11 protein-coding genes are annotated in these 21,737 nt (G+C 64.4%); 1 reads left to right on the top strand and 10 read right to left on the bottom strand.

The annotated features are described in order from the left end of the window. Positions 1-661: 661 nt before the first annotated feature. The 6 genes from GE027_RS16695 to GE027_RS16720 all read right to left on the bottom strand — a co-directional run bounded on the left by GE027_RS16695 (position 662) and on the right by GE027_RS16720 (position 13,384). On the bottom strand, positions 662-2,284 hold the full coding sequence (locus GE027_RS16695; RefSeq protein WP_153558356.1) for a DUF4332 domain-containing protein: 1,623 nt from the start codon (positions 2,282-2,284) through the stop codon (positions 662-664). 34 nt (positions 2,285-2,318) lie between these two features. After that, positions 2,319-2,681, bottom strand: a complete 363-nt coding sequence (locus GE027_RS16700) for a hypothetical protein (protein ID WP_153558357.1) — start codon at positions 2,679-2,681, stop codon at positions 2,319-2,321. Between the two features lie 53 nt (positions 2,682-2,734). Next, complete coding sequence (locus tag GE027_RS16705; protein ID WP_237607600.1) at positions 2,735-5,491, bottom strand: MMPL family transporter; 2,757 nt, start codon at positions 5,489-5,491, stop codon at positions 2,735-2,737. 18 nt (positions 5,492-5,509) lie between these two features. Next, a complete protein-coding gene (locus GE027_RS16710; RefSeq protein ID WP_153558358.1) occupies positions 5,510-8,539 on the bottom strand; it encodes a secretin N-terminal domain-containing protein in 3,030 nt (1,009 codons plus the stop codon). A gap of 344 nt (positions 8,540-8,883) precedes the next feature. Continuing rightward, complete coding sequence (locus tag GE027_RS16715; protein WP_153558359.1) at positions 8,884-10,962, bottom strand: M13 family metallopeptidase; 2,079 nt, start codon at positions 10,960-10,962, stop codon at positions 8,884-8,886. A gap of 106 nt (positions 10,963-11,068) precedes the next feature. Then, positions 11,069-13,384: a DUF4159 domain-containing protein gene (locus GE027_RS16720; protein WP_237607601.1), complete on the bottom strand. Its 2,316-nt coding sequence runs from the start codon at positions 13,382-13,384 to the stop codon at positions 11,069-11,071. 309 nt (positions 13,385-13,693) lie between these two features. Between GE027_RS16720 and GE027_RS16725 the strand changes: the two genes are divergently transcribed. Then, complete coding sequence (locus GE027_RS16725) at positions 13,694-14,761, top strand: AAA family ATPase (RefSeq protein WP_153558360.1); 1,068 nt, start codon at positions 13,694-13,696, stop codon at positions 14,759-14,761. Between the two features lie 85 nt (positions 14,762-14,846). On the opposite strand, the gene GE027_RS16730 is transcribed toward GE027_RS16725, so the two are convergent. The 4 genes from GE027_RS16730 to GE027_RS16745 all read right to left on the bottom strand — a co-directional run bounded on the left by GE027_RS16730 (position 14,847) and on the right by GE027_RS16745 (position 21,727). After that, on the bottom strand, positions 14,847-16,166 hold the full coding sequence (locus GE027_RS16730) for a tetratricopeptide repeat protein (RefSeq protein WP_153558361.1): 1,320 nt from the start codon (positions 16,164-16,166) through the stop codon (positions 14,847-14,849). Continuing rightward, the gene (locus tag GE027_RS16735) at positions 16,156-18,054 is read right to left on the bottom strand and encodes a CRTAC1 family protein (protein ID WP_153558362.1); all 1,899 of its coding nucleotides are present in this window, start codon (positions 18,052-18,054) and stop codon (positions 16,156-16,158) included. The genes GE027_RS16730 and GE027_RS16735 overlap by 11 nt, the downstream gene beginning before the upstream one ends. A gap of 240 nt (positions 18,055-18,294) precedes the next feature. Then, positions 18,295-19,578, bottom strand: a complete 1,284-nt coding sequence (lysA, locus tag GE027_RS16740) for a diaminopimelate decarboxylase (RefSeq protein ID WP_153558363.1) — start codon at positions 19,576-19,578, stop codon at positions 18,295-18,297. A gap of 67 nt (positions 19,579-19,645) precedes the next feature. Continuing rightward, positions 19,646-21,727, bottom strand: a complete 2,082-nt coding sequence (locus GE027_RS16745; protein ID WP_202617445.1) for a 30S ribosomal protein S1 — start codon at positions 21,725-21,727, stop codon at positions 19,646-19,648. Positions 21,728-21,737: the final 10 nt, after the last annotated feature.

Below are 21,737 nucleotides of genomic sequence, written 5' to 3' on the forward strand. Positions count from 1 at the left end.
TCGGCGGACTGTCCCCGACGGCGGATCGCAGGCGATTGCCAGTTGCGAAGCAACGACCGTCGATAGCCTGGGATGCAATCCCAGGTCGCGGGCACCCCACCCCATTGCCAGTCGCGAAGCGACGACCGTTGGTTAGAGCGACGTGAGTCCTCGCCTGACGCGGCAAGGTGCGGGGACAATTCACCTGCCGTCGCTCCGCGACTTCCGACGTATCTTGGGGCTTCCCACCTCGGATTGGCATCCGAGGCTATCCACTGCCATCGCTTCGCGATTCAGCAGTGACCGGGGACAGTGCATGCCCAGCCGACGCATGCTAGCAGCTAGCGGGTTTCGTTTGCGTGCTCTGTCCCCGCCGACCGTATGCATGCACTGTCCCTGGCGTGCCGTGCGTGCCCTGTCCCCGTCGGCGGATTGTTTGCGTGCCCTGTCCCCGCCGACCTTCGCTCCGGCGGAGCGACATGAAACCTCATGCCACCCCTCCAGGGTTTGGCACGTGATGGGGCTCGCGCCCCTGGCTACCACATGTCCTCGCTCCGCGAGTTTCCCGTAGCCGACCTCGGCACGTGCCTCGAAGGCGTAGCCCTCTACGCCCCTCTACGACGCACCTCACCCCGCCAACCAACCCGCCGCGGAGCGGCGCCAGACGGTAGCCTCGAACGCGTCAGGCGGCGGCGGAGCCGCTTGGGTTGGCGCTGCCAAGCCAGGCTTGGACGTCTTGCAGCGTAGGCGGCTCGGCTCCTCGCAGCGCTCGGCGGCCGGCCGAGGTGGCCGCGAATCGCAGGATCGTTTTGTGCAGCGCGTCGGCGTCGCTGTCAGCCAGCTCGGCCGGCGTCCGGCAACCGCTGCCGACCAACAGCTTGACATCCCGGGCCAGGAGGCCGGGAACGCTGCACATCAGTCGGCTCTGCGCCTGCCAGTGTTCGACTCGCTGGGAGTCGATCCAACGCGTCGCCAACCGGCGCGCGGTCGACTCGGCGCCGGCTTCGAGCAGGTCTCCGACGGTTTCGATTCCGATGGCCTGCAGTCTGGCAGCCGTCTTGGGACCGATCGAAGGGGCGTCGACGATCGGCGCCCGGACCGACAAACGCGGACCCGTGGACAGCCCTCGCGGTCGAAACGGAATCGTCGCCGGCGGTTCCTCCGCGGCGGCCTCGTCCGGTTCCGCCGCCGCCGTTCGGCTGCCGCGCTTCTCTTCGACTTGGCGGATCGCCTGCTCGGCACGCTGCATCGCCGCCTGCCGCTGTCGCTCGAGCTGCTGGGCGGTCTGGATGTAGGTTTCCTGCGAAGCCCGTGGGATCGCTGTTTCCGCTGCGCCGCCGAGTTCTCCGGCTGCGACGGTTCGTTCTCGCTGTCGGCGCTGTCGGCGTTCTCGGTGGTAGACGGCGACCGAGCGACGGACGGTTTTGCATTCCTCGGGGACGTGCCGGCGAAGCGTGCCGCTGCGCTGGTGCTCGGCCAGAATCGCTTCCACCGCTCGCTGCTCGTCCCGTCGTTCGATGCGGCGGAGCAGCAACCGGTGCGGCACCTTGACGCCCGCCATGACCAAAGCCATCGAGAGCGTGGCTGGCGGCAGCTCGCTGCCGCGTTGCTGTTCGGCTTCGCGGCCCGCGCGATCGATCACGCGGGCCAGTCCGGTGATCGCCAGGGCGAATAATTCCGCTAGAGTCTGACGCGAGGGCGCGTTCAAACCTCGCGGAGGATCCTTCACGCCGGCTTCGAGGTTGTAGGCCTGGATCAGCGGATCGTAGGCGGTGTGGGCAATGCGAGCCCCGTGCAGGATCGCTTCGGCCAACCAGCCCGGTTGCTCCGACAGCTGGAACTGCACCTTCACGCCGGTGCGATGCCACTGCCCGAGGATCGATTCGTAGCTCTTGGTGATGCTCCATTCCATGGGCCGATGCACCAGCTGTTCGCGATCGCTCTGGGCCGTATGCAGCGGCTGCAGGGGATCGGTGAAGTAGTGGCTGAGCACTCCCATGGCGTGGGCCGCTTCGGCGTACCGGCCCTCCTGCAGCAGCCTCTGCAGGCGTTCGTACCAGCGAATCGCTTTGGCAGGTGCCCCGCCCCAATAACCGTCGGTCACATGGACGACGTGGTTATGGAAATCCCGAAACCGCGTATCGGGATCCTTGGCACCGGCCAGGTAGCGGTCGAAGTGGCGCAGCAACAACCGGCCCAGCCGCCGGCCGGGATCGCTCTGGAGGTGTGCCAGGGCGTCGATGGCAAAAAAGTGATGCGTGCTACGACAGTGGGCCGCACGAAGCAGAGAGATCAGAGCCCGCATAAAGACACTTCGCTCCAGAACAATGGGAAAGCCGTTAGGCCGAACGCCGGCGGACGGGCGGGGTCGAAACGGGCGGGGTCGAAACGGGCGGGGTCGCGTCGTGAGTGTCGGAGGCGTTGATCACACGAGCGACATCCACGCGGTAGCTATGCGCTCGCCGCAGCAATTGTTGCTGGAACCGCTCGAGCCCCTCGGGCAGGTGTTTCGCTGCCTGCCGCCGCTCCGCGAACGTGGCCTGATCGAGCGGCCGAAAGGGGGTGTGGCTCGCCGGCCGCTCGCGCTGGCCGTACAGGGCTTGGATGCGCCACTGGTGGTCGCGGCGAGCGACCTCCAAGTAAACCAGGTACAGTTCGGTTTCGCTCAGCAGGTGCTGGATCGCCACGGCTTGCTGCGTCATCGTTCCGCTCGACAGGTGGGATAGTATTGAGGTCGACCGCTGGTACGGCCGTCCTACGGACTATCGTCCCCAGTGGAACCTGAACGCAAGGGCAACTTTTTGCGGCGGCGATCCACGATCGTGATAAAGCTGGGGACCAGGAAGGTGCGGACAAAAAAGGTATCGACCAGGACGCCCAGGCCCAAGGCAAAGCCCAGCTGGACGATCCCATGCAGGGTCCCCTGCGAGGGCTGCTGGGCCAGCCCGGCTCGCTCCGCCAGCCACGGGAACCAGGCCGACGCGGTCATGCTGAAGAACGTGGCGGCCATCACCAGCCCGCAGGCGGTGATGATCCCGCCGGTTCGCGAGACCGCGCGCCGCAGGGCCGACAACCACCCGCCCCGCCGCTGCTCCTCCAGCACCCGCGTCACCAGATAGACGTTGTAGTCCTGACCGACGGCGACCAGGATCACGAACAGAAACAGCGGCAGCTTCCAGTCCAACCCCAAATAGTCGGGACCATAGATCCACTGAAACACCACCGCGGTAATCCCAACGGTCGCGTAGTAGCTGAGCAGGACGGTGAAGATCAAATACAGCGACAACCAGAACCGTTTGAGCACGAGGATCAACACCGCCAGCACCGCCAGCACGACGGCGACCTTGATGCGTTGATTATCGCGTACCGTTACCCGGCGGAGATCGATGATCGAGGCCGTGGTGCCGGCGACATACACCTCCGCGCCGGCCCAGGCCGAATCCTCGGAGGTACTGTACTGCTTGAGCCAAGACCGCAAGTCGCTGACCTGTGCGGCGGTTTCCGCGCCGAACGGGTCGCCTTCGATCACCACATCGATCCGCGCCAAGCGATCGGCGTATTTGGGCACTTCGCTGAAGAAGTAACGTTTGGCGATCGGGTGTTGGCGGAGCAAACGCCGCCGCCAAGCGTTGGGGTCCAGCAGGCCCATGCGTTTGGGCGGGTTATCGCCCAGGGCGTAATCGCCCAGCGGGTCGCTGGCGGTACGCACGGCGATCACACCATCGAGCTGGTACAGTTGTTCGCGAAGCTGACGCACTTCCTGGCGAATCTGCTCGCGCGGTCGAGGCTGCGCATGCACCAACACGACGGTCGTGGGATTCGAGTCGCCGATCGAGAAGTACTGCGACAACAGCTCCAGTCCGCGGCGGCTGCTGGCCTGGTGGCTCAACTGGCCGCTGAGGTCGTAGGTGACGTCGCGTTCTTTGATCGTGCCGTACACACCGGGAATCAACAGCAGTGCGATGCCGGCGGTCATGGTCGTCCAGGGATAGCGCGTCATGGCCAGCGAGAGCGTGCCCCACACGCCGGCTTGGCGTTCGGGTTGTTGCCGGATCCGGCTGGGCCAAAACACACGCGGCCCCAGGGCGTACAGCAAGGCCGGCGTCAGCGTCAGCGACACCAACAGGCCGACCAGCAAGCACAGACCGATCACCGGCCCGGTGTAGTGGTACTTGCCGAACCGGGCGAACCACAGCATGCCCAGTCCCAAGACGGTCGTCATCGCGCTGCCCAACAGGGCCGGTGTCACCCGCGACAAAGCCAGCTCGCAGGCTCGCCGCCAGGGCCGCCGACGGGCCTCTTCGCGCAGCCGCGAGATCAGGAACAGGCAATAATCCGTGCCCGCCCCGAACAGGATCACGACCACGAAGATCCGCGAGGTGGTAAACACGCGGAGGTCGAACCAGTCGTCCGGATCGACGCGTGCCGCATGAGCCAGGACGGCCACCAAGCCGGTCGCCGTGACCACGGCCACGCCGATCGACACCAACGGAACCAGGACCAACAGCGGAGCCCGATAGACGCCGGCCAGGATCACCAGGATCATCAGGACGGTAAAGATTTCGGTGTAGCGGATCGCGTCGCGGGCGGCCATCAGGGTTTGCCCGCCGATCGCGGCCGAACCGGTGGGCAGGATCTCCAGACCCGGCTGGGTGCAGTGCCCCGAGAACCGCCGGACCTGGGCGATCATCTGTTCGATCGCTTCCAGCGTGGCAATGTTGCTGGTCGCCGCCAGCTCCGATTCCAGTTGCAACCGAATCAGCCGGGCATGGGGAACCTGCAAGCGGTGTCCGATGGCCGGATCGTCCCAGCTGAGCACGTTCAGCAGCGGCATCCAGGCGCCCAGGTCGCGCTGCGGAATCGGCGCCACCCGCTTGGCTATATCGGGCACCAGTTCCAAAGCGGCTTGGCGGTCCGATGCCGAGACATCGACCTCGCCCAGTTCTTCGAGCAGGTTGGCATTGTCCCAGTAAGCGATCGCCATCCGGGGTTCGGTCGGGCTGGGCGAGATGTCCGGCGGCAGGCAGTCGGCGAATTGTTCGTAGAGGCGGGCGTCGGCGTCGAGCGACTGCTTGAGCAACTGGCGGGCGCGCTCGATCCATTCGGCGGCGCGGCTGCCCTCGGCCGGCACGCCGCCCTGCCATCCCGCCTCGGCCGCTTTGACAAGCGTCACTTCGGCCAAACGATGGGACAGCCGGCGCTGGAGGTCCAGGGCGACCGAGTCGTCGGATGCGGTCAGCGGTTGGTCTTGCCGGGCCAGCACGATGATGATGTCGCTGCGGGCCCGCTCGTCGGGAAACGCTTCGTCCAACAACGCCCGTCCAGCAACGCTGGGCAGATTGGCCGGCAGGTATTCAAAGTCGCCGTCGTAGGCGATCGCATTCCAGGCGGGCGACAGCAACCGCGTCAGGACCAGGACGGAAAACCAGGCGATCAGCACCAGGTACCAGTAGCGGATGACCCCGCGGGCCCAGCGGTGGGTAGTAGGAGATTCCCCTTGGGTCCGCATCATGCGAGGACCGCCACGGAATCAAGGGTTGGTTTCGACACGCTTATCGTTGCTTTCGGTGGTCGCTGGTTGGCGGTTCGGCCGCCGCCCGATGGGTTCGTCGGTGAATGCTTGCAGGGCGGCTTCGAGCGATTCGATGTTGATCGATCCGACCGCGCGGTGAACCTGCACGTCGCCCTGCGGACGAGCCGCTTCATCCAGCTGGCGAATCATATCGACCACCAGTTCCAGCAACGGCTCCCCCTCTGCACTGACCAACAACGTATTGCCCACCTCGTCGACGCCCACCGACAATTTACCCTTAAAGGTAAAGTCGCTGCCACCGCCCTCTTTGCCACCCTGGTCGACCAACTCGCTGCCGTTGCCACCGCGAGCCCGGTCCGGCATGTTTTGCTGCTGGCCACCCTGCCCGCCGCCGCGACCTTGCCCCTGTTGGAACGCCTTGTCGTTGCTGCTGAGCAGGTCGCGGTAGGCGTCCTTGACGGTTTCGGCAATCTTTTCGGCTCGCGAATACTGCACCGGGACCAGCCGCGTGTACCGTGCCCGCCGCTTGTTGACCGGCTCGGGGACGTCCCACAGCTCGATCAATTCGCCGATCGTCTGCAACTGCTCCTTGGTCGCGCCGGTGACGATCACGGTATTGGTGTCGTCGTCGGAGACGAACTTCAGCGGTTGCGAGGCGCCCAGCCCGCCCGGTTGGCTCTCTTCTTCGGCGGGCATGTCCCAATACCAGCGGAAAAACGAATCCGACGAACTGTCCTCTTGCTCGGTGTCTTCGAAGAAGTCGGTCAGGTTCAGCTCCATCCAGTAGGCCGACGTGTGCTGGACATAGAACACCTCGTAGGGCCGCTGCGGCGGTGGGGCCTGCAACATCAGGTTCTCCATCCGGTCCAACGCCTCGGTGTCGCGGCTGATCATCAAGATACGACCCTGCGCGTCGACTTCGAAGCGCACCGCCGGCTCGCCGCCGTCGGCCGCCGGCGGGGCGGCGGCGACGGAGTCCGGGCGGCCGCCGGAAGCCTCTTCTGACGAGGTGCCGGCGTTTCCCGAGCCGAACAGGCGGTCGAAGTCGCGGCCGCTGCGGACCTCGGGCAAGGGCCCCTCCTGGTGCGCCGCCAGATCGATCGCCGTGTTCTCACCCTCGGGGCCGGTTGCCGGAGCATCGTCGCCGGCCGGGGCATCATCTTCGGCCGGCGCATCCGGGGAGGCTTTTTCATCGCTCTCCCCATCCCCATCACCCTCGCCACCGTCCGATGCGTCGGTGGGATCCTCTGCATCTGTTTGATTCGGGCGAGTGTTGGGATCGGGAAAGGCGTCGGCTTCGGGCAGTTCGACCGCGTTGGGCGCGAGCAATTGAAACTGGTCTCTCAGCCGCTGGAGGTACTGGTAGGTCTGCGGCGTGGGCGCGGCGTCCAGGACCCGGACCGTGGCGCGATTGCCGCCGGGCGGCGGCAGCTCGCCCAATTTGACCAACAAACTGCGGACGTCCTCCATCTCGTATTCGTTGGCCCACAACAGGATCTGGCGAAACTGCACATCGGCGGCGACGCGGAACTTGTCGTCGTTCTTCTTGTCCTCCTGTTGGTTGCCGCCCCACATGTAATACGGGCGGCGCGTCTGCGTGTCCTCTTTGTCTTCATCGCCCACCAGGAAAGCGATGGATTCGGCCACGGCGCGCGGATCGCGGAAGCGTACCGGCAGGACGTAGAACTGCCGGCCGCTGCCATCGAGCCGCTGGATCAGAGAACGCACAATGAAGCGGTCCGCACCGCTGCCGGACACGATGACCGCTTGGTTCTCCTCGTCCACTTCGATCTGCGTGGTCGGTTCCAGGATGTTCATCCCGCGGATGATCTCCAGCAGCTTTTCCGGATCCAGCGAAGTCAGCCGAAAGACGTCCAGCCGGTTTTCGATGTCGGCCAAGGAAACGATCGAGTCGCTGGGCACATCGATGCGGGCCAGAAATTCGGTAGCCACGGCAATGCGGTTGGGTGGCGCGTGCAGGATGATGGAATTGCGCCGTGGATTGGCCACGATCGAGATCTCGGGTTCTTTCTTCGTTGGCGGTGCCGGCTTGCCGCCTTGCTGAGCCCGCATCTGCTGCATCATCTGCATCTGCTGGGGCGTCATCGGTGCCTGCTGTTTGTCCTTGCCGACGCCCAGGAACGCTTCCAGCATCGCTTTGGCTTCGATCGCCGGCACGTGTCGCAGTTCGAACTCCGGGGCCAGATCGCGACGCGAATCGGGCGATTGTTCGCGCTCGAGCAATTGCGAGATCTGCAGCAGATTGATCGCCGCGTCCATCGCTTCGATGCGGTTGGTCGTCGCCATCGCGACCAGCGTCCCGTTGCCGCTGATCAAGGGCTTCAGCTCCTCGGCCAGCTCCTTGGCCGACAGCCAACCCACGTCCAGTGAGGTGCGAACGAAATCGTGCGGTTGTAAATCCGCCAGTTCGCCCGCGGTGACTCGAGGCACCAGGGCCGGATTGATGTTTTCGGTTTTGACGACCATCAGTCCGTCGTCCATCTTCAGCATCACGAACCCGCGAGCCAGCAGGTGGCGGTTCAGCAGATCGCGGACTTGGTCCAAGTCGTAGCGGCCCGAGGAGGCGATGTTGACGTGGTCGGCAGGCACCTCGCGCCAGTCCAGCGGCATGTCCGAGATCTCGGCAAACCATTCCAGGATGGCAACCCAGGGTTGGTTGCGGAACGAGAACGCCAGCCGATTATCGTCGCCGGGACGGACGTTCAGTTCCGCGGGGTCCGGCGGCGAAGCCGGCTCGTTGGGACGCTGGATCGTTTTCGGCGTGTCTTCTTTCTCGGGTTTTTCCTCGCCGGGTTTGCCCTCACCCGGTTTCTGTTCGCCGGGTTTCTGGTTACCGGGTTTGCCCTCGCCCGGTGGTTTTCCCCCGGGCGGTCTGCCCGGTTGGGGCTTTCCCTGTGGGCCGGCCTGCGCGGGGCGCGCAGCCGGCGCAGCTTGCAACGCAGCCCCCTGGCCCCAGAGACGCGCCGCTGGGTCGTCAGCGCCCCAGCCCAGGACAAGGAGCGTCAAAATGGTTGGCATCAGGCCAGCCCCGGACCGCGGCGCACCTGGGCGGGACCGCAGTTGATAAACGGTCGACAGAATGGTTACGAGCAAGACGAAACTCTCGAGAGTGGCAAGAGAGAATAGGAAGAGAACAGGCCATTGTGGTTCGACCCACTGCGGTTCTCAATCCATTGTGTCATGCGGGGGGCAAGTAATGCAAAGAAATCGCATTTCCGTATTATGACGCTGGCCGAGCGAGGGGCGGAGAGGGTTTTCGTAGGGCCCTCCCCGGGCCTGAGAGCCCGACCCTCCCGCTGCGCGGGAGGGTGTTGTCGCGGGGTTTCACCGAAAGATTCATGCCGACGTGCTTACCAGATCCGCACGCGTTCTTCTTTGGGCAGGTACATCGGACTGTCTTTCGGGATGTCGAACGCTTCGTAGAAGGCGTCCATGTTCCAGACGATGCCGTTGACTCGGTAGCGGCTGGGCGAGTGGTAATCGACCAACAGACGGCGCCGCAGTTCCGGTTCGCGGTACAGCCGCCGCCAGACCTGAGCCCATCCCAGGAAGAACCGCTGGTCGCCGGTCAGCCCGTCGATCACGGGGGCGGGTTTGCCGTCGAGGGAAAGTTGGTAGGCGTGGTAGGCGACATTTAATCCGCCCAGGTCGCCGATGTTTTCGCCCAGCGTCATCTCGCCGTTGACACTCATGTCCTCCAGCGGCTGGAAGTTGTTGTATTGCTCGACCAGCCCCTGCGCCCGTTTTTCGAACTCCTCGCGATCCTCCGGGGTCCACCAATCGCGGAGGTTGCCCGCTCCGTCGTACTGGCTGCCCTTGTCGTCAAAGCCGTGGCTCAGTTCGTGTCCGATCACCGCCCCGATGCCGCCGTAGTTGACCGCGTCGTCGGCGGCCATGTTGAAGAACGGGGGCTGGAGGATGGCCGCGGGAAACACGATCTCGTTCATCGTGGGGTTGTAGTACGCGTTGATGGTCTGCGGCGTCATGTGCCACTCGTTGCGGTCGATCGGTCCGCCCAATTTGTCCAGCATCCGCTGGTGCTCAAACGCCGCGGCCGCCATCAGGTTGTCGGGCAGCGAATCGCCGATGGACAGTTTGGTGTAATCCTTCCAGACGTCGGGATAGCCGATCTTGGTGGTGAACTGACCCAGTTTTTCCAGGGCCTGCTTCTTGGTGCCGGGGCCCATCCAGGTCAGGGTTTCGATCCGCTGGGCGAACGCCTTCTTGAGGTTCTCGACCATCTCGCCCATGCGCCGCTTGGCGGCCGGTTTGAAGTGCTTTTCGACGTACAGTTCGCCCACCAATTCACCCAGCACGCTGCCGGTCAATTCCACGCCGCGGCGCCACATCGGTTTCTGTTCGGTCACGCCCGTGACGGCCGTTCCATGAAAGTCGAAATGCCGCTTCTCCAGCGCTTCGGTCAGCGACGAAGCGTAGGCATCGACGACTTTAAAGGCCAGGTAATCCTTCCAGGTATTCAGCGGGTGTTTTTTCAGCAGGTCGTTGATGTCGCTGAAGAAACTGGGCTGACGCAACACGAAGGCATCGGATTTATCGAACTCCGTGGCCGCCGCGTAAGAGGGCCACGCCGACAGGATCTCGGCCATCTCGTCGGCCGTTTTCTTGTTATAAGTTTTTACCGGGTCGCGGTTCTCGCTCTTGGTCCACTGCGCTTCGGCGATGGCGGTTTCCAGTTTCAGGATCTGTTCGGCGGCCTGTTGCGGTTGGTCGTGGCCGATCCGCTGGAGCATGTCCGCGGCGTACTGGACCAGTTCCTCTCGCAGCTTCTCATAACGTGGTTCGTCTTTCATGTAGTAATCCCGATCGGGCAGCGTCAGGCCGGACTGGGTGACGTACACGGTGTAGGCATCGCTGTTGCGGGCATCGACCGAGACGTAGGAGCCGAACAGGTGGCCAACGCCAAAACGTTCCAGTTCGCCCAGGACGGTTCCCATGGTCGACAGCGAGTCGATCTTGGAGACCTGCTGCAGCATGCCCCGGATGGGCTCGATGCCGCGGGCGTTGCGACCTTCGACGTCCAGGAAGGAACGCTGCAGGTCGCCTACCTTCTGCGTCGCCGTGCCGCGGACCGCGTCGGTTTGATCGGCAGCGGCCTGGATCAGCTCGCGGACCTGCTGCTTGGTTTTGTCATCCAGGATGGAGAACACGCCGTAGTCGGAGCGGTCGGCGGGGATCTCGGTCGACTCGAGCCAACCATCGTTGGCGTACTGATAGAAATCTTGCTCCGGCGTCACCGTTTCGCTCAGCAGCGAGGTGTCGATGCCAGAGACTCGCTCGCTGGTGCCTTTGCCGGTCGCCGAGGCCGCGTCTTCGGCGCGGCTCGGCGAAAGCGTCAGTGAGGTAAAGACCAACAGCACAGCCAACGCGATGCCGCGTGACGGGACAACGGGCCGGGGGTATTGAATCATCCGTTTCGATCCTTCTTAGGAGTGAGAATAAACAGGTTGGATTGAGTACTTGGGGAATGGAGTCATTGAGGTACGGGTAAACGTATCAGGCGGAGGGCCGCGTGGGCTACTGCTGCAACGAGTACAGGATCAGGTTGATCCCGATTTTGGCGGCCTCGGAGGTATCGTATCCGGGGCACTGGATCGAATTGGGACTTTCCAACGCACAGCTCAAATCGAAGGGAGACAGGTAGGCAGCGGCCAGGCCATCGTGCTCGGCCACTTCGATTACCGGCGGGCCCTGCCGGCGGGTAACACTGACACCACCGGGACCGCCGGCGGGTCGCCGCAGGGTGACGTTGGAGAGGTCGTAACCGTACTGGGCCGAGAGCGCGGGATGGTCGGCGGGCATCGGCCGCAGCGGGCTGTCCGGCATGACCAGGGCCCACTGGCGGCGAAACGCTGCCGCGAAGGCTTCGCTGCCGCAGATCGCATCGGCCAGGACGATGCCGCCGTTCTCGACAAAGGTGCGCAGTTGCTCACGCTCGAAAGGCGTCCACTCGAATTCGGTGCGGCCGTGCACCCACAGGATCGGATAGGCGGCCAGTTGTTCGGCATCCAGAGGCACATCGCCCTCGACCGGAACGACTCGCACCGGAAAGCGTTCCTTCAGCATCATCGTCAGGTTGGGCAGCGCTCGAGCGGCTTCTTCATTGCCGGTGGCCATGGCCAGGCGAGCGACTCGCAGCACTCCGCGACGAGCCTGCGATTCGAAGTCCGCGACCAGGATCGAACGCGCGTCCAGTTTGTCTTTCAGTTCGCGGCCCGTGGCATAGGCGATGATGTTCTGTCCCAGTTGGGCGGCGGTCGAGGTTTCGGCGCGGACCACGTCGGAGGCGAACGCACGGTGTCCGGTCGGATCGCTCAGCTCCCAGCGACAGGTCAAACTTTGCGGCGTGTACATCACCGCGGTGCGGCAGCACGCCTGCACGCCGTACAGCCAATAATCTTTGCCAAGGCGGCTGGGCTGGACACGACCCTCGGCCGACCACACGGGGTGGTTCGGCGGCAGCTTCTCCAGTTGCGAAGTGGGAAACCAGCGTCGGCACAGCTGGCCGACGCTGCGCTCGAAGGGGCCGGCATCGCCGCAGCCGTTGCCCGCGTTGGCTTCGAACAGGATGCAGCCGCCCTGATCGACATAGCTCTTCAGCAGGTCGGCTTGATCATCGGAAAAGGCCAGCGGTCCACTGCCGCTGATCACCAGCACGGGCGCCTGCAGCAGGTCGGCCGTCGTCGCGCCTTCCAGTTCGATGGTTTGCCAGGTCAGGTCGCGGCCCCAGCTGCGTTCGACGTGCCGGACCAACTGTTGCAGGCCGCCGGCGTGACGCTGCCACTGCTCGCCGGGCTCCGTCGGGTGATGCAGCCGCCCGATCACGACCTGGCGTTTGCCCTTGGACAGGAACAGCAAGGCGAAGGAGGTGGTGACGTTGGGATCGGTTTCGCCAAAGCCGCGGCCGCGCCACCAGTTTTGAAAAGGATCCTGGACGCTGACCAGGTACTCGGCCCCTTCGCGGTACCAATCGTGGCCACCGATCAAGCGGCGTCCGGTCATGCGTCCGACCCGTTCCAGAGCATACAGGTAATAGAACAACGACGACTCGCTTTGCGACCCCGGGTGGGTGCGGACGCTGAACCGCTTGCCCAGCCAGTCCAGGCCGCGCTCGATCGGGTCGTCTTGGCCGCCGTCGCCGCCACAGCAGATCACGTTGTCGCCCTCGATGCGCGCATCGCCCTGGCTGACCCGCCCCTTGCAGATCACCAGCGAAGCGATCCCCGCGCACGTCATGCTGCCCTTGGCCCAGCGCGTGTCGTAGGTCCAGCCGCCGGTGTTCTTCTGGGTCTGCAGCCAGTACTGCTGGGACTTCTCAAACACCGCCGGATTGACTCGCACGCCGCGTTCCTCGGCCGCGCCCAACGCCAACAGCGCGAACTGGGTATTGGATGGGTCGCCGCTGCCGGCCGCGGTGGCCCGGTAGGACCAATCGCCCGGCGGCTGCTGGGCGGCTTCCAACCAGCGGACGTTCCGCGTGATCGCGGCGATATCGGTGGCCGAACCCAGTTGGCAGAACACCATCGTTTGCAGCGAAACCGAATAGGTTTGTTCGGGGGTCAGCCCGCGCAGGTAGTGCATCGCCCGTCGAATCGCCGGGTCGTCCGGAGCCACGCCACTGTTCAGCAGAGCCAGGGTGCACAGCGACGTCAGGCCGCCGGTGTAATTGCTGTACTCGGGCCAGCGACCATCCTCCAACTGAGTCGAACGCAGGTACTGCACGCCCCCGTTGATCGCCCGCTGGACTTCGGCCGCGGTGATCTCCGCGCGCAGCACGCCCGGCGTGAGGGCTGCAGCCAGCACCGCCACGGCCGCCATCAATACACTTCGCACCGTTCGTACTCCATCTCCATAGGGGCTTCTGCGCTGCCACCGCCTGCGGCAACCTGCTGTGTCGACACGACGCTTTCCATCCTAGCAAATGTGGCCAGTCGTCGATCTGCTGCGGGCGCGGCAAACAACCGAGGCGGTTCGCCTAAACGGCTCAGGCCAGGAACCGAGGCGGTTCGCCTCAACGGCTCATCCGCCCGCGTTGCCACCGCCGACCGCTTGCCCGTAAGATAACACAGCCTTCGGGATCGATAATGGCCTGTCTTCGCTGTGTTCGCTCTGCCCTCTCTTTATCGCTAGCTCTGCACCACCATGTCAGCCAACCCCACGTCGTCGTCCGGCAAGACCCGCAACCTGGGCGATGTCCTGCGAGAATTTTCACAGCATCAGCAGAAGATGCGGACCGAGCTTGCGAAGGTGATCGTGGGGCAGTCCGACGTGGTCGAACAATTGCTGGCTGCGATCTTCACCCGCGGGCACTGTCTGCTGGAAGGGGTGCCGGGGTTGGCCAAGACGCTGATGGTCAGCACGTTGGCGAACATCCTGGACGTGGGCTTCAAACGCATCCAGTTCACGCCCGACCTGATGCCCTCGGACATCACCGGGACGCAGGTCCTGGAAGAAGACGAACAGGGCCGCCGCAGTTTTCGGTTTGTCGAAGGGCCCATCTTTACCAACATCCTGCTGGCCGACGAGATCAACCGGACGCCGCCCAAGACGCAGGCGGCCCTGCTGCAAGCGATGCAGGAACGCCAGGTGACCGTGGGTCGCGACACCTTCGATCTGCCCGATCCGTTCTTTACGATCGCCACCCAGAACCCGATCGAACAGGAGGGGACCTACCCCCTGCCCGAAGCCCAGCTCGACCGCTTTATGTTCAACATCAAGGTCGGTTACCCGACGGCCGACGAGGAGGAAAAGATCCTCACGGCGACGACGCGGGGCGAAGTCGAAAAACCCAACAAGGTGCTGTCCGGTCGAGCGATCTTGAATGTGCAGAAATTAATCGACAGCGTGGCCGTCAGCCCCCTGGTGATCCGCTACGCCGCTCGGTTGGTGCGAGCCACGCGGCCGAGAGATGAATCGGCGCCGGAGTACGTGCGGGAACTGGTGGACTGGGGCGCCGGACCGCGGGCCGGCCAGAACCTGATCGCGGCCGGCAAAGCTCTGGCGGCCATGGACGGACGCTTCAGCGTCGCGCCCGGCGACGTCAGCCGGATGGCGGTTCCGGTGCTGCGTCACCGCATCGCCACGAATTTTCAAGCTCAGGCCGAAGGCATGGACACCGACGCGGTGATCGAAAAATTGGTCGCCGATGTGCCCGTGCCGGCGCCGGACAAGTTCACCACCGAAAAAGGCCCCCCGCCGGTCCAAACATAGAGACAGTACTGCTCTGCTAACCCCCTCTCCCCCGAAGCCTGACTCGCTTAGGCTCGCCAGGCTTCGGGGGAGAGGGGAGTAAACATCAAGGTATTCGGGGCAGCAGATCCAGCGACCGCTTCCAGAATTCGGCCAGCTCCTCCAGGCCGATCTCTTGATAGGACGCCACCAATTCCTCGCGTACCTCGCGGTTATACGGCTCGGCGGCGGCCCGTTGTTCCAGGCTGTACAGCCGCACCTTGGCGTCGAGCAGTTGGCGGTGCTTTTCCAAGTATTCGCTGGCCCGCTCGGGTTCGTCGAGCCGCGCGTAGGCCTGGCCGAGCTGATAATAGGCCTGCTCCTGCGAGGGTGCGATCTCCAGCAGCCGCTGGAAGATCTCCACCGCCGCTTCGAACTCGCCCTCGCTGACCAACATCTTGCCCTTCATCAACAACGCTTCGTCGTCGTCGGGCGCCTGCTCGAGCAGCCGGTCGATGATCGCTTGGGCTTGCTGGGTTTCGCCTTGCTGCAGCAGCAGCCGAGCGTGCATGGTGGGGGCTTGGGCCAGCAGGTCGGGGCGTTCCTCTTTCAAGCGACGGACGATTTTCGCAGCGTCTTCCAAACGTCCCACGTGGGTGTAGCCGTCGGCCAGTTCCACAAGCAACACGTAATCGGTCTGGTCGGTTAACTCGAGCGCTCGCTCGGCTGCAGGAATAAAGTTGTCCCAGCGACCGTGATTGCGATGCACCATCATCTGCACGCGGTGGTACTGAGGGTTTTCCGGCTCCAGTTCGATCAGCTCGTCGGCGTGTGCAAGGACATCGCGATCGCGTCCGATGTCGTAGCGGATCGTGATCGCCAGCTTCAAGCCTTCGACGCGCAGTTCGTCGTCGCGGCTGAGGATCAGCGTGACCAGTTGATCGGCCGGTTGAAACCGTCGCGTGTTGAACAGCAGTCTTGCGATCAACAACAGGTCTTCGGTGGCCACCTGCCGCACCGCATCGGCACCTGGCACCGCGAGGCGGCCTTGGGTGCCGGTCAGTGGAGCGACGGCGACGTAGTACATCGCGGCCGTCGTGCCCGTGGCGTCGTCGCGATCGAGCAGGTCGGTGGCCGCATGCTGGCACCGCACGGCCGCCTGACCTCGTTGGTCGTCGCTCTCGGCGGCAAAGATTTGCGAGGCGGCGATCCGCACCGGTACCAAGGACGGATCCGACGCGCGAGCCAACGAGGGCTGGGATACGGTGGGATCCGATGCCGGCTGGGGGGGCGAAGCGGGAAACGCCGCCGGCGGTGCCGCGGCGGGGGCACCGGGGTCTTGGGTTTGAGGCTGAGAGAAACGCCGCACGGCGACGCCCATCAGAATCACCAGGACGATCGCCAGCAGCGGCAAACGCCAGTGGCGGCGGGGTGAATCAATGAGCATCGGTGTCCTCTCCGCGTCCTTCGATCAGGACGTGTGTGCGGCCGGTCGCGAGATCGGTAAAGCGTTCCTGGCGACCACCCAGCCAAGTGACCAACACCTGCTGCGGTTCCGATCCAGCGGTGGGAAACAGCACGCGGGCGTCGCTGTGCGAGAGGTAGCTGCCGCCGCCAAACACCCAGCGCCAAAGCGGCCGGTTGTCGTCAAGCAGTTGCACCCGAGCCCCGACGGCACCGCGTTCGACCGCCGTGCCGACCAGTTCCAGACGCAACCAATGGCCTTCGCTGGCGTGGCGATTGCGCAGCACCGCAACCGGCTCGTTCTGATGCACGACCACCAAATCGATCGCGCCATCGTTGTCGAAATCGACCTTGGCCGCCCCGCGAGCGGAATGTTCCACCTGGAAGTACGGGCCGCCACGAGCCGTCACTTCCTCGAACCGTTTGCCCTGAACATTGCGAAACAATTGGGCGGGTTGGTAGTAGGGACTGTCCAGACGCTGGTAGGCGACGTGGCCGTTGACCACGAACAAGTCCTCCCAGCCGTCGGCATCGAAGTCGGCAAAGCCGGTGCCGAAACCCACCCAGCGACGCGATACGCCGACCAGTCCCACGGCGGCTTCGGCATGGACGAATCCACTGCCCTGGATGCTGCGCATCAAAGAATTGTCTTGATGCACGTAATTGGCATACCACAGGTCGGCGTAGCCGTCGTTGTTGTAGTCGCCCAGGTCCACGCCCATCGACCCTTCGCGTTCGCCGCTGTTGGAATAGGCGATGCCCTGCAGGCTGCCGTTCTCGGCCAGCGGCAATTCGCCCGAGTTGCTGTACAGTTGGTTTTCTTCGACATCGTTCACGACGGCAAAATCGATCCAGCCGTTGTTGTCGAAATCGGCGGCCACCACGCCCAGGCCACGATTCGCATCGACCAGTCCCGCCGCCTCGCGGACCGCTTCGAACCGTTCGCCGCGGTGCCGAAACAATGCATCCGGGGCGCCGGGAAACATTGTCGGTCCGCAGATGTCTCGCAGACGTTGATCGTTCAAGCAGGATCGCGAGGGATCGGGCTGCCACTGGGCGTAGGTCATCAAGTACACATCGACCAAGCCGTCGCCGTCGACATCGGCGGCCGCCGGCGTGGTGTTCCAGTGATCGTGCTGCAGTCCCATCGGCTGGGCATCGGGGCGGAAGGTTCCGTCGCCCTGATTACGCCACAGCTGGACGCCTCGATATCCGGCAACCAACAGGTCCGGAAATCCATCGGCGTCGATATCCGCCACCGTCGTGCCGTGCGTTAAAAACTCCGGTGCATCGCCTAGACCGGACACGCGGCTGATGTCCTCGAACCGCTCGGCGGCCAGGTTGCGATACAGCCGCGATGGCAGTCCCGTAACTTGCAGCGCATCCTCGCTGCCCTCGAACTGTCCGCCTCCGGTAAAGAAGAAATCCTGCCAGCCGTCGCGATCGTAATCCAAGCTGGCGACGCCGCCACCGACCGATTCGATCAACTGCAAGAAACCCCGCTGGCTGCCGTCGCGGTAGGCGAAGTCGATCCCCAGCGTGCCGGCCACGTTGGCAAACCAATCGTCCTCGGTGGGCTCGGGGAAAATTAATTCGCGCGGAGCCTGCGAAGGCACGGCGGCGGTGGCGGGGAGGCCGGGGTTGCCCGAAGCGGCGGGTTGCGGTTCGGGGGTCGGAGCGACGTCCGCTGCGGGTACCGGCTTCGGCTCCGCTGGATCGGCAAGCGGCGCGGTGGCATGCGGCCCCGCGTCGTCGACCGCCGCAGGGTTCGTGTCACAGCCTCCGGCGATCAGGATGAACGCACCCAGCAAGACGCCCAGCACGCGGGGTGTGGTCAGGGGAAGAGGAGTCGATAGAAGGCGTGAAAGCATGGGATGCACCACTACTTTCCCCCCTCTCCCCCGAATCCTGGCGAGCCTAAGCGAGTCAGGATTTGGGGGAGAGGGGTCGGGGGTGAGGGGGCAGAGTATCGCGGCGAGGAGAGCCAAAGTGTTTCGCGGTCCGCGACGGTTGCAGCCTATGCCACTGTTCACAGGCTGGAAGCCTATGCCACTGTTCACAGGCTGGAAGCCTGGGGCACTGTTCACAGGCTGGAAGCCTATGCCACTGACTTACTGGCTGGACGCCTGGGCGACTTCTGGCTGGGCGGGGAATTCGCTGAAGTCCAGCGTGGCGAAGTAATCGTCGAGTGTTTCGCCGCGGCGGATCTGTTTGAAACTACCGTCGCTGCGGCGGAGCACTTCGGCACTGCGAAGTTTGCCGTTGTACTGAAAACCCATCGAATGGCCGTGAGCCCCGGCGTCGTGGATCACCAGCAAGTCGCCGCGCTCGACCTCGGGCAGCGGGCGATCGATGGCGAACTTGTCGTTGTTTTCGCACAGCGATCCAACCACGTCGCAGACGCCATCGCTGTCGCTGGCCGGTTTGCCGACGACCGTGATGTCGTGATAAGCGCCGTACATGCCCGGCCGCATCAAGTTGGCCATGCAGGCATCGACGCCGACGTAGTGCTTGTAGGTGTGCTTTTGGTGCAGGACACGCGTCACCAGGCATCCGTAGGGACCGGTCATGTAGCGGCCGTTCTCCATACAGATCCGCAGCGGATCCAGGCCGGCCGGCACGATCATCTGCTGGTACAGTTCGCGGATGCCGCTGGAGATGTGCTCCAGGTCGACCGGCTCCTGATCCGGCTTGTAGGGCACGCCCAGACCGCCGCCCAGATTGACGAACTCCAGCTGGATGTCCAGTTCGCGTTTCAGCTCGGCGGCCACTTCGAACACCATCCGAGCCGTTTCGACAAAGAATTGGCTGTTCAGTTCGTTCGACAGCACCATCGTATGCAAGCCAAAACGTTTGACGCCGCGCTGGCGAGCCTGCTTGTACCCTTCGAAAAGTTGCTCGCGGGTAAAGCCGTATTTGGCTTCCTGGGGTTGGCCGATGATAAACGCCGTATCGCTGCCCAGCGACTCGCCGGGGTTGTAGCGAAAGCAAATCAATTCCGGCAGACCGGTCAAGCGATCCAGGTAATCGATGTGCGAGATGTCGTCCAGGTTGATGATTGCGCCCAGCTCCATCGCTTTGCGATAGTCCTCGGCGGGCGTGTCATTGGACGTAAAGATGATCTCTTCGCCGGTGATCCCCAGCCGCTCGCAGAGGACCAGTTCGGCCAGACTGCTGCAGTCTGCGCCGCAGCCTTCCTGCTGGAGGATGCGCAGCAGGTGCGGGTTGGGAGTGGCTTTGACGGCGAAGAATTCTTTGAAGTCGCACCAGGCGAAGGCTTCGTGCAAACGCCGGGCATTGGCACGAATGGCCGCTTCGTCGTACAGATAAAACGGCGTCGGGAACTGTTCGGCCGCATCGGCAGCGGCTTGTTCAGGGAAAGGCAGTTGAGACATGTTCAGTGGGGTTTGGAGAGACCGGTCGTACGAGAGACGATAGCAGCGAGGGGGACGGAGTTTCGCGTTACCAACGCAGCCCGAAACGTTCGCCGCCGCTTTCACCCGAGGTGCCGCCGCGGAGCGGGCCGGAGTGTTGGGGTTTGACGGCGGGTTCGCGGGGCGGCTCGTCCGCTTCCGCTTGATCATCCTTTTTGGCTTCTGGCGGCGGCGCCAGCGCGGCTTTCAGGCTCAGCGAGATCCGCTGGGCGTCGCGGTCGATCGATTGCACCTTGACGTTCACCTCGTCGCCTTCGTTGACCACGTTGGTGACCTTGGAGACGCGGTGGTGAGCCAGTTCGGAAATATGGATCAGCCCCTCGATGCCGGCGCCCAGACGCACGAAGGCGCCGAAGTTGGCCACGCGGGTGACCGTCCCGCTGACGACTTCGCCCACCGGGTAGTCGGCTTCGACCGTGTCCCAGGGGTTGGCGATCAGGTCGCGGTAGGACAGCCCGATCTTGCCGGTCTGTTTGTCGATCGTTTCGATCGTGACCTTGACCTTCTGGCCCTCTTCCAGCACTTCGCTCGGGTGCTGGATGCGATCCCAGCTCAGTTTGCTGATGTGGATCAGGCCCTCGCAGCCCCCCAGGTCGACAAAGGCGCCGAACTCTTTGATCGTGCGAACGGTGCCCTCGAGCACGTCGCCCGGTTCCAGTTTTTCCAGTTGTTCCTTGCGACGCTCCTCACGCTCGCGTTCCAGGACCGCTCGGCGGCTGAGCACCAGGCGGCGGCGACGCGGGTTGCATTCGGTCACGGCGCAGACCATTTTCTGGCCGACAAACTCCGACGTGTCCTCCACGCGGTGTTCGGCGATCTGGCTGATCGGGATGAACCCCTCGGCACCGCCGACGCTGCACTCCAGTCCGCCGGTGTTGGTTCCGGTGATCGTGGCTTCGACGATCGTGCCCTCTTCCAGGTCTTCCAGGTCCGATACGTCGATCGCCTGACCGGGGATCGAGCACAGGTACAGGCCATCGCCGGTGCTGAAGCCTCGCACGACGACTTCGATGGTTTGTCCTTTGGCCGGTTCCTCTTCGAACTGGACCAGGGGCACCATGCCCTCGTCGGGACCGCCCAGGGCGATGAAGACGTGGTCGTCGTGGATCTTCAGAACCGTCGCTTCGGCGCGCTGGCCTTCGCTCAGGCCGCCCTTGCGCTCGCTCATTCCGGCCGAACCACTCAGGAGCGCATCGACGTCGGAGGCGGCCAGTTCGGCGTCGAGCATCTGTTGGATGTCGTCCGGCAGGGGCGCTCGTTTGCTGGGGATGGCGACGCGTTTGGCCGGCGATGGAGCCTGCGGCGGTGGAGATTGTCCGCCCTGGCCCGCTCCGCCCTTTTTTCCACCGCCCTGGCCTGCACCGCCCTGGCCTGCACCGCCCGAACGTTGGTCCTCACGTCCGGAAGCCTGCTTGGCCGCAGCGACCTTGCCGGCCGGCGAATTCGGCTGACCCGGGGGCGAGCTGGGACGGCCCTGACCGGCGGCCATCGCGGCCGGCGAGCGGAGCTTGGGTTTGGGGGCCTTCTGGGACCGGGATTTCTTGGGACGAGCCTTGCCCGCTGGCGCGCCGCCGGCCGGCTCGGATGCCGCTGGCGAAGCGGGTTTGGCCATCCCACCGCCACGAGCCGCCAAGGGACCCGAGCGGCGCACCGCGGCCGACAACGGTCCGGCCGGTCGGCCAGCCCCAGATTCGGGCGTCCCAGATTCGGGCGTCCCAGATTCGGGCGTCCCAGATTCGGGCGTCCCAGATTCGGGCGTCCCAGATTCGGGCGTCCCGGCCTGTTTGGATTCGTTTTGATTGGGCTCGCCCTGCGGCGCCGATTCCTGGGCGGTTTCCGAAGCCACGGGCTGGGCGGTTTCCGGAGCCACGGGCTGGGCCGTTTCGGCGGCCACGGGCTGGGCCGTTTCGGCGGCCACGGGCTGGGCGTCTTCGGGAGTCGCCGGCCGGGCGCCTTCCGGAGCGGTACCGGCATCCGGGCCGGGACCGGCGGGCTCGGAACTGCCAGCGGCCGGGTCGGCGGGCGGTTGAGCGTCGTTGGTCGCAGGCCGTTCGGACGCCGTGGGTTGCGATTGAGGAGGTTGGGATTGCGGGTTGTCGCCGACGGTCATACCGGTACAC

The sequence above is a fragment of the Roseimaritima sediminicola genome (assembly GCF_009618275.1).
GTDB lineage: Bacteria > Planctomycetota > Planctomycetia > Pirellulales > Pirellulaceae > Roseimaritima > Roseimaritima sediminicola.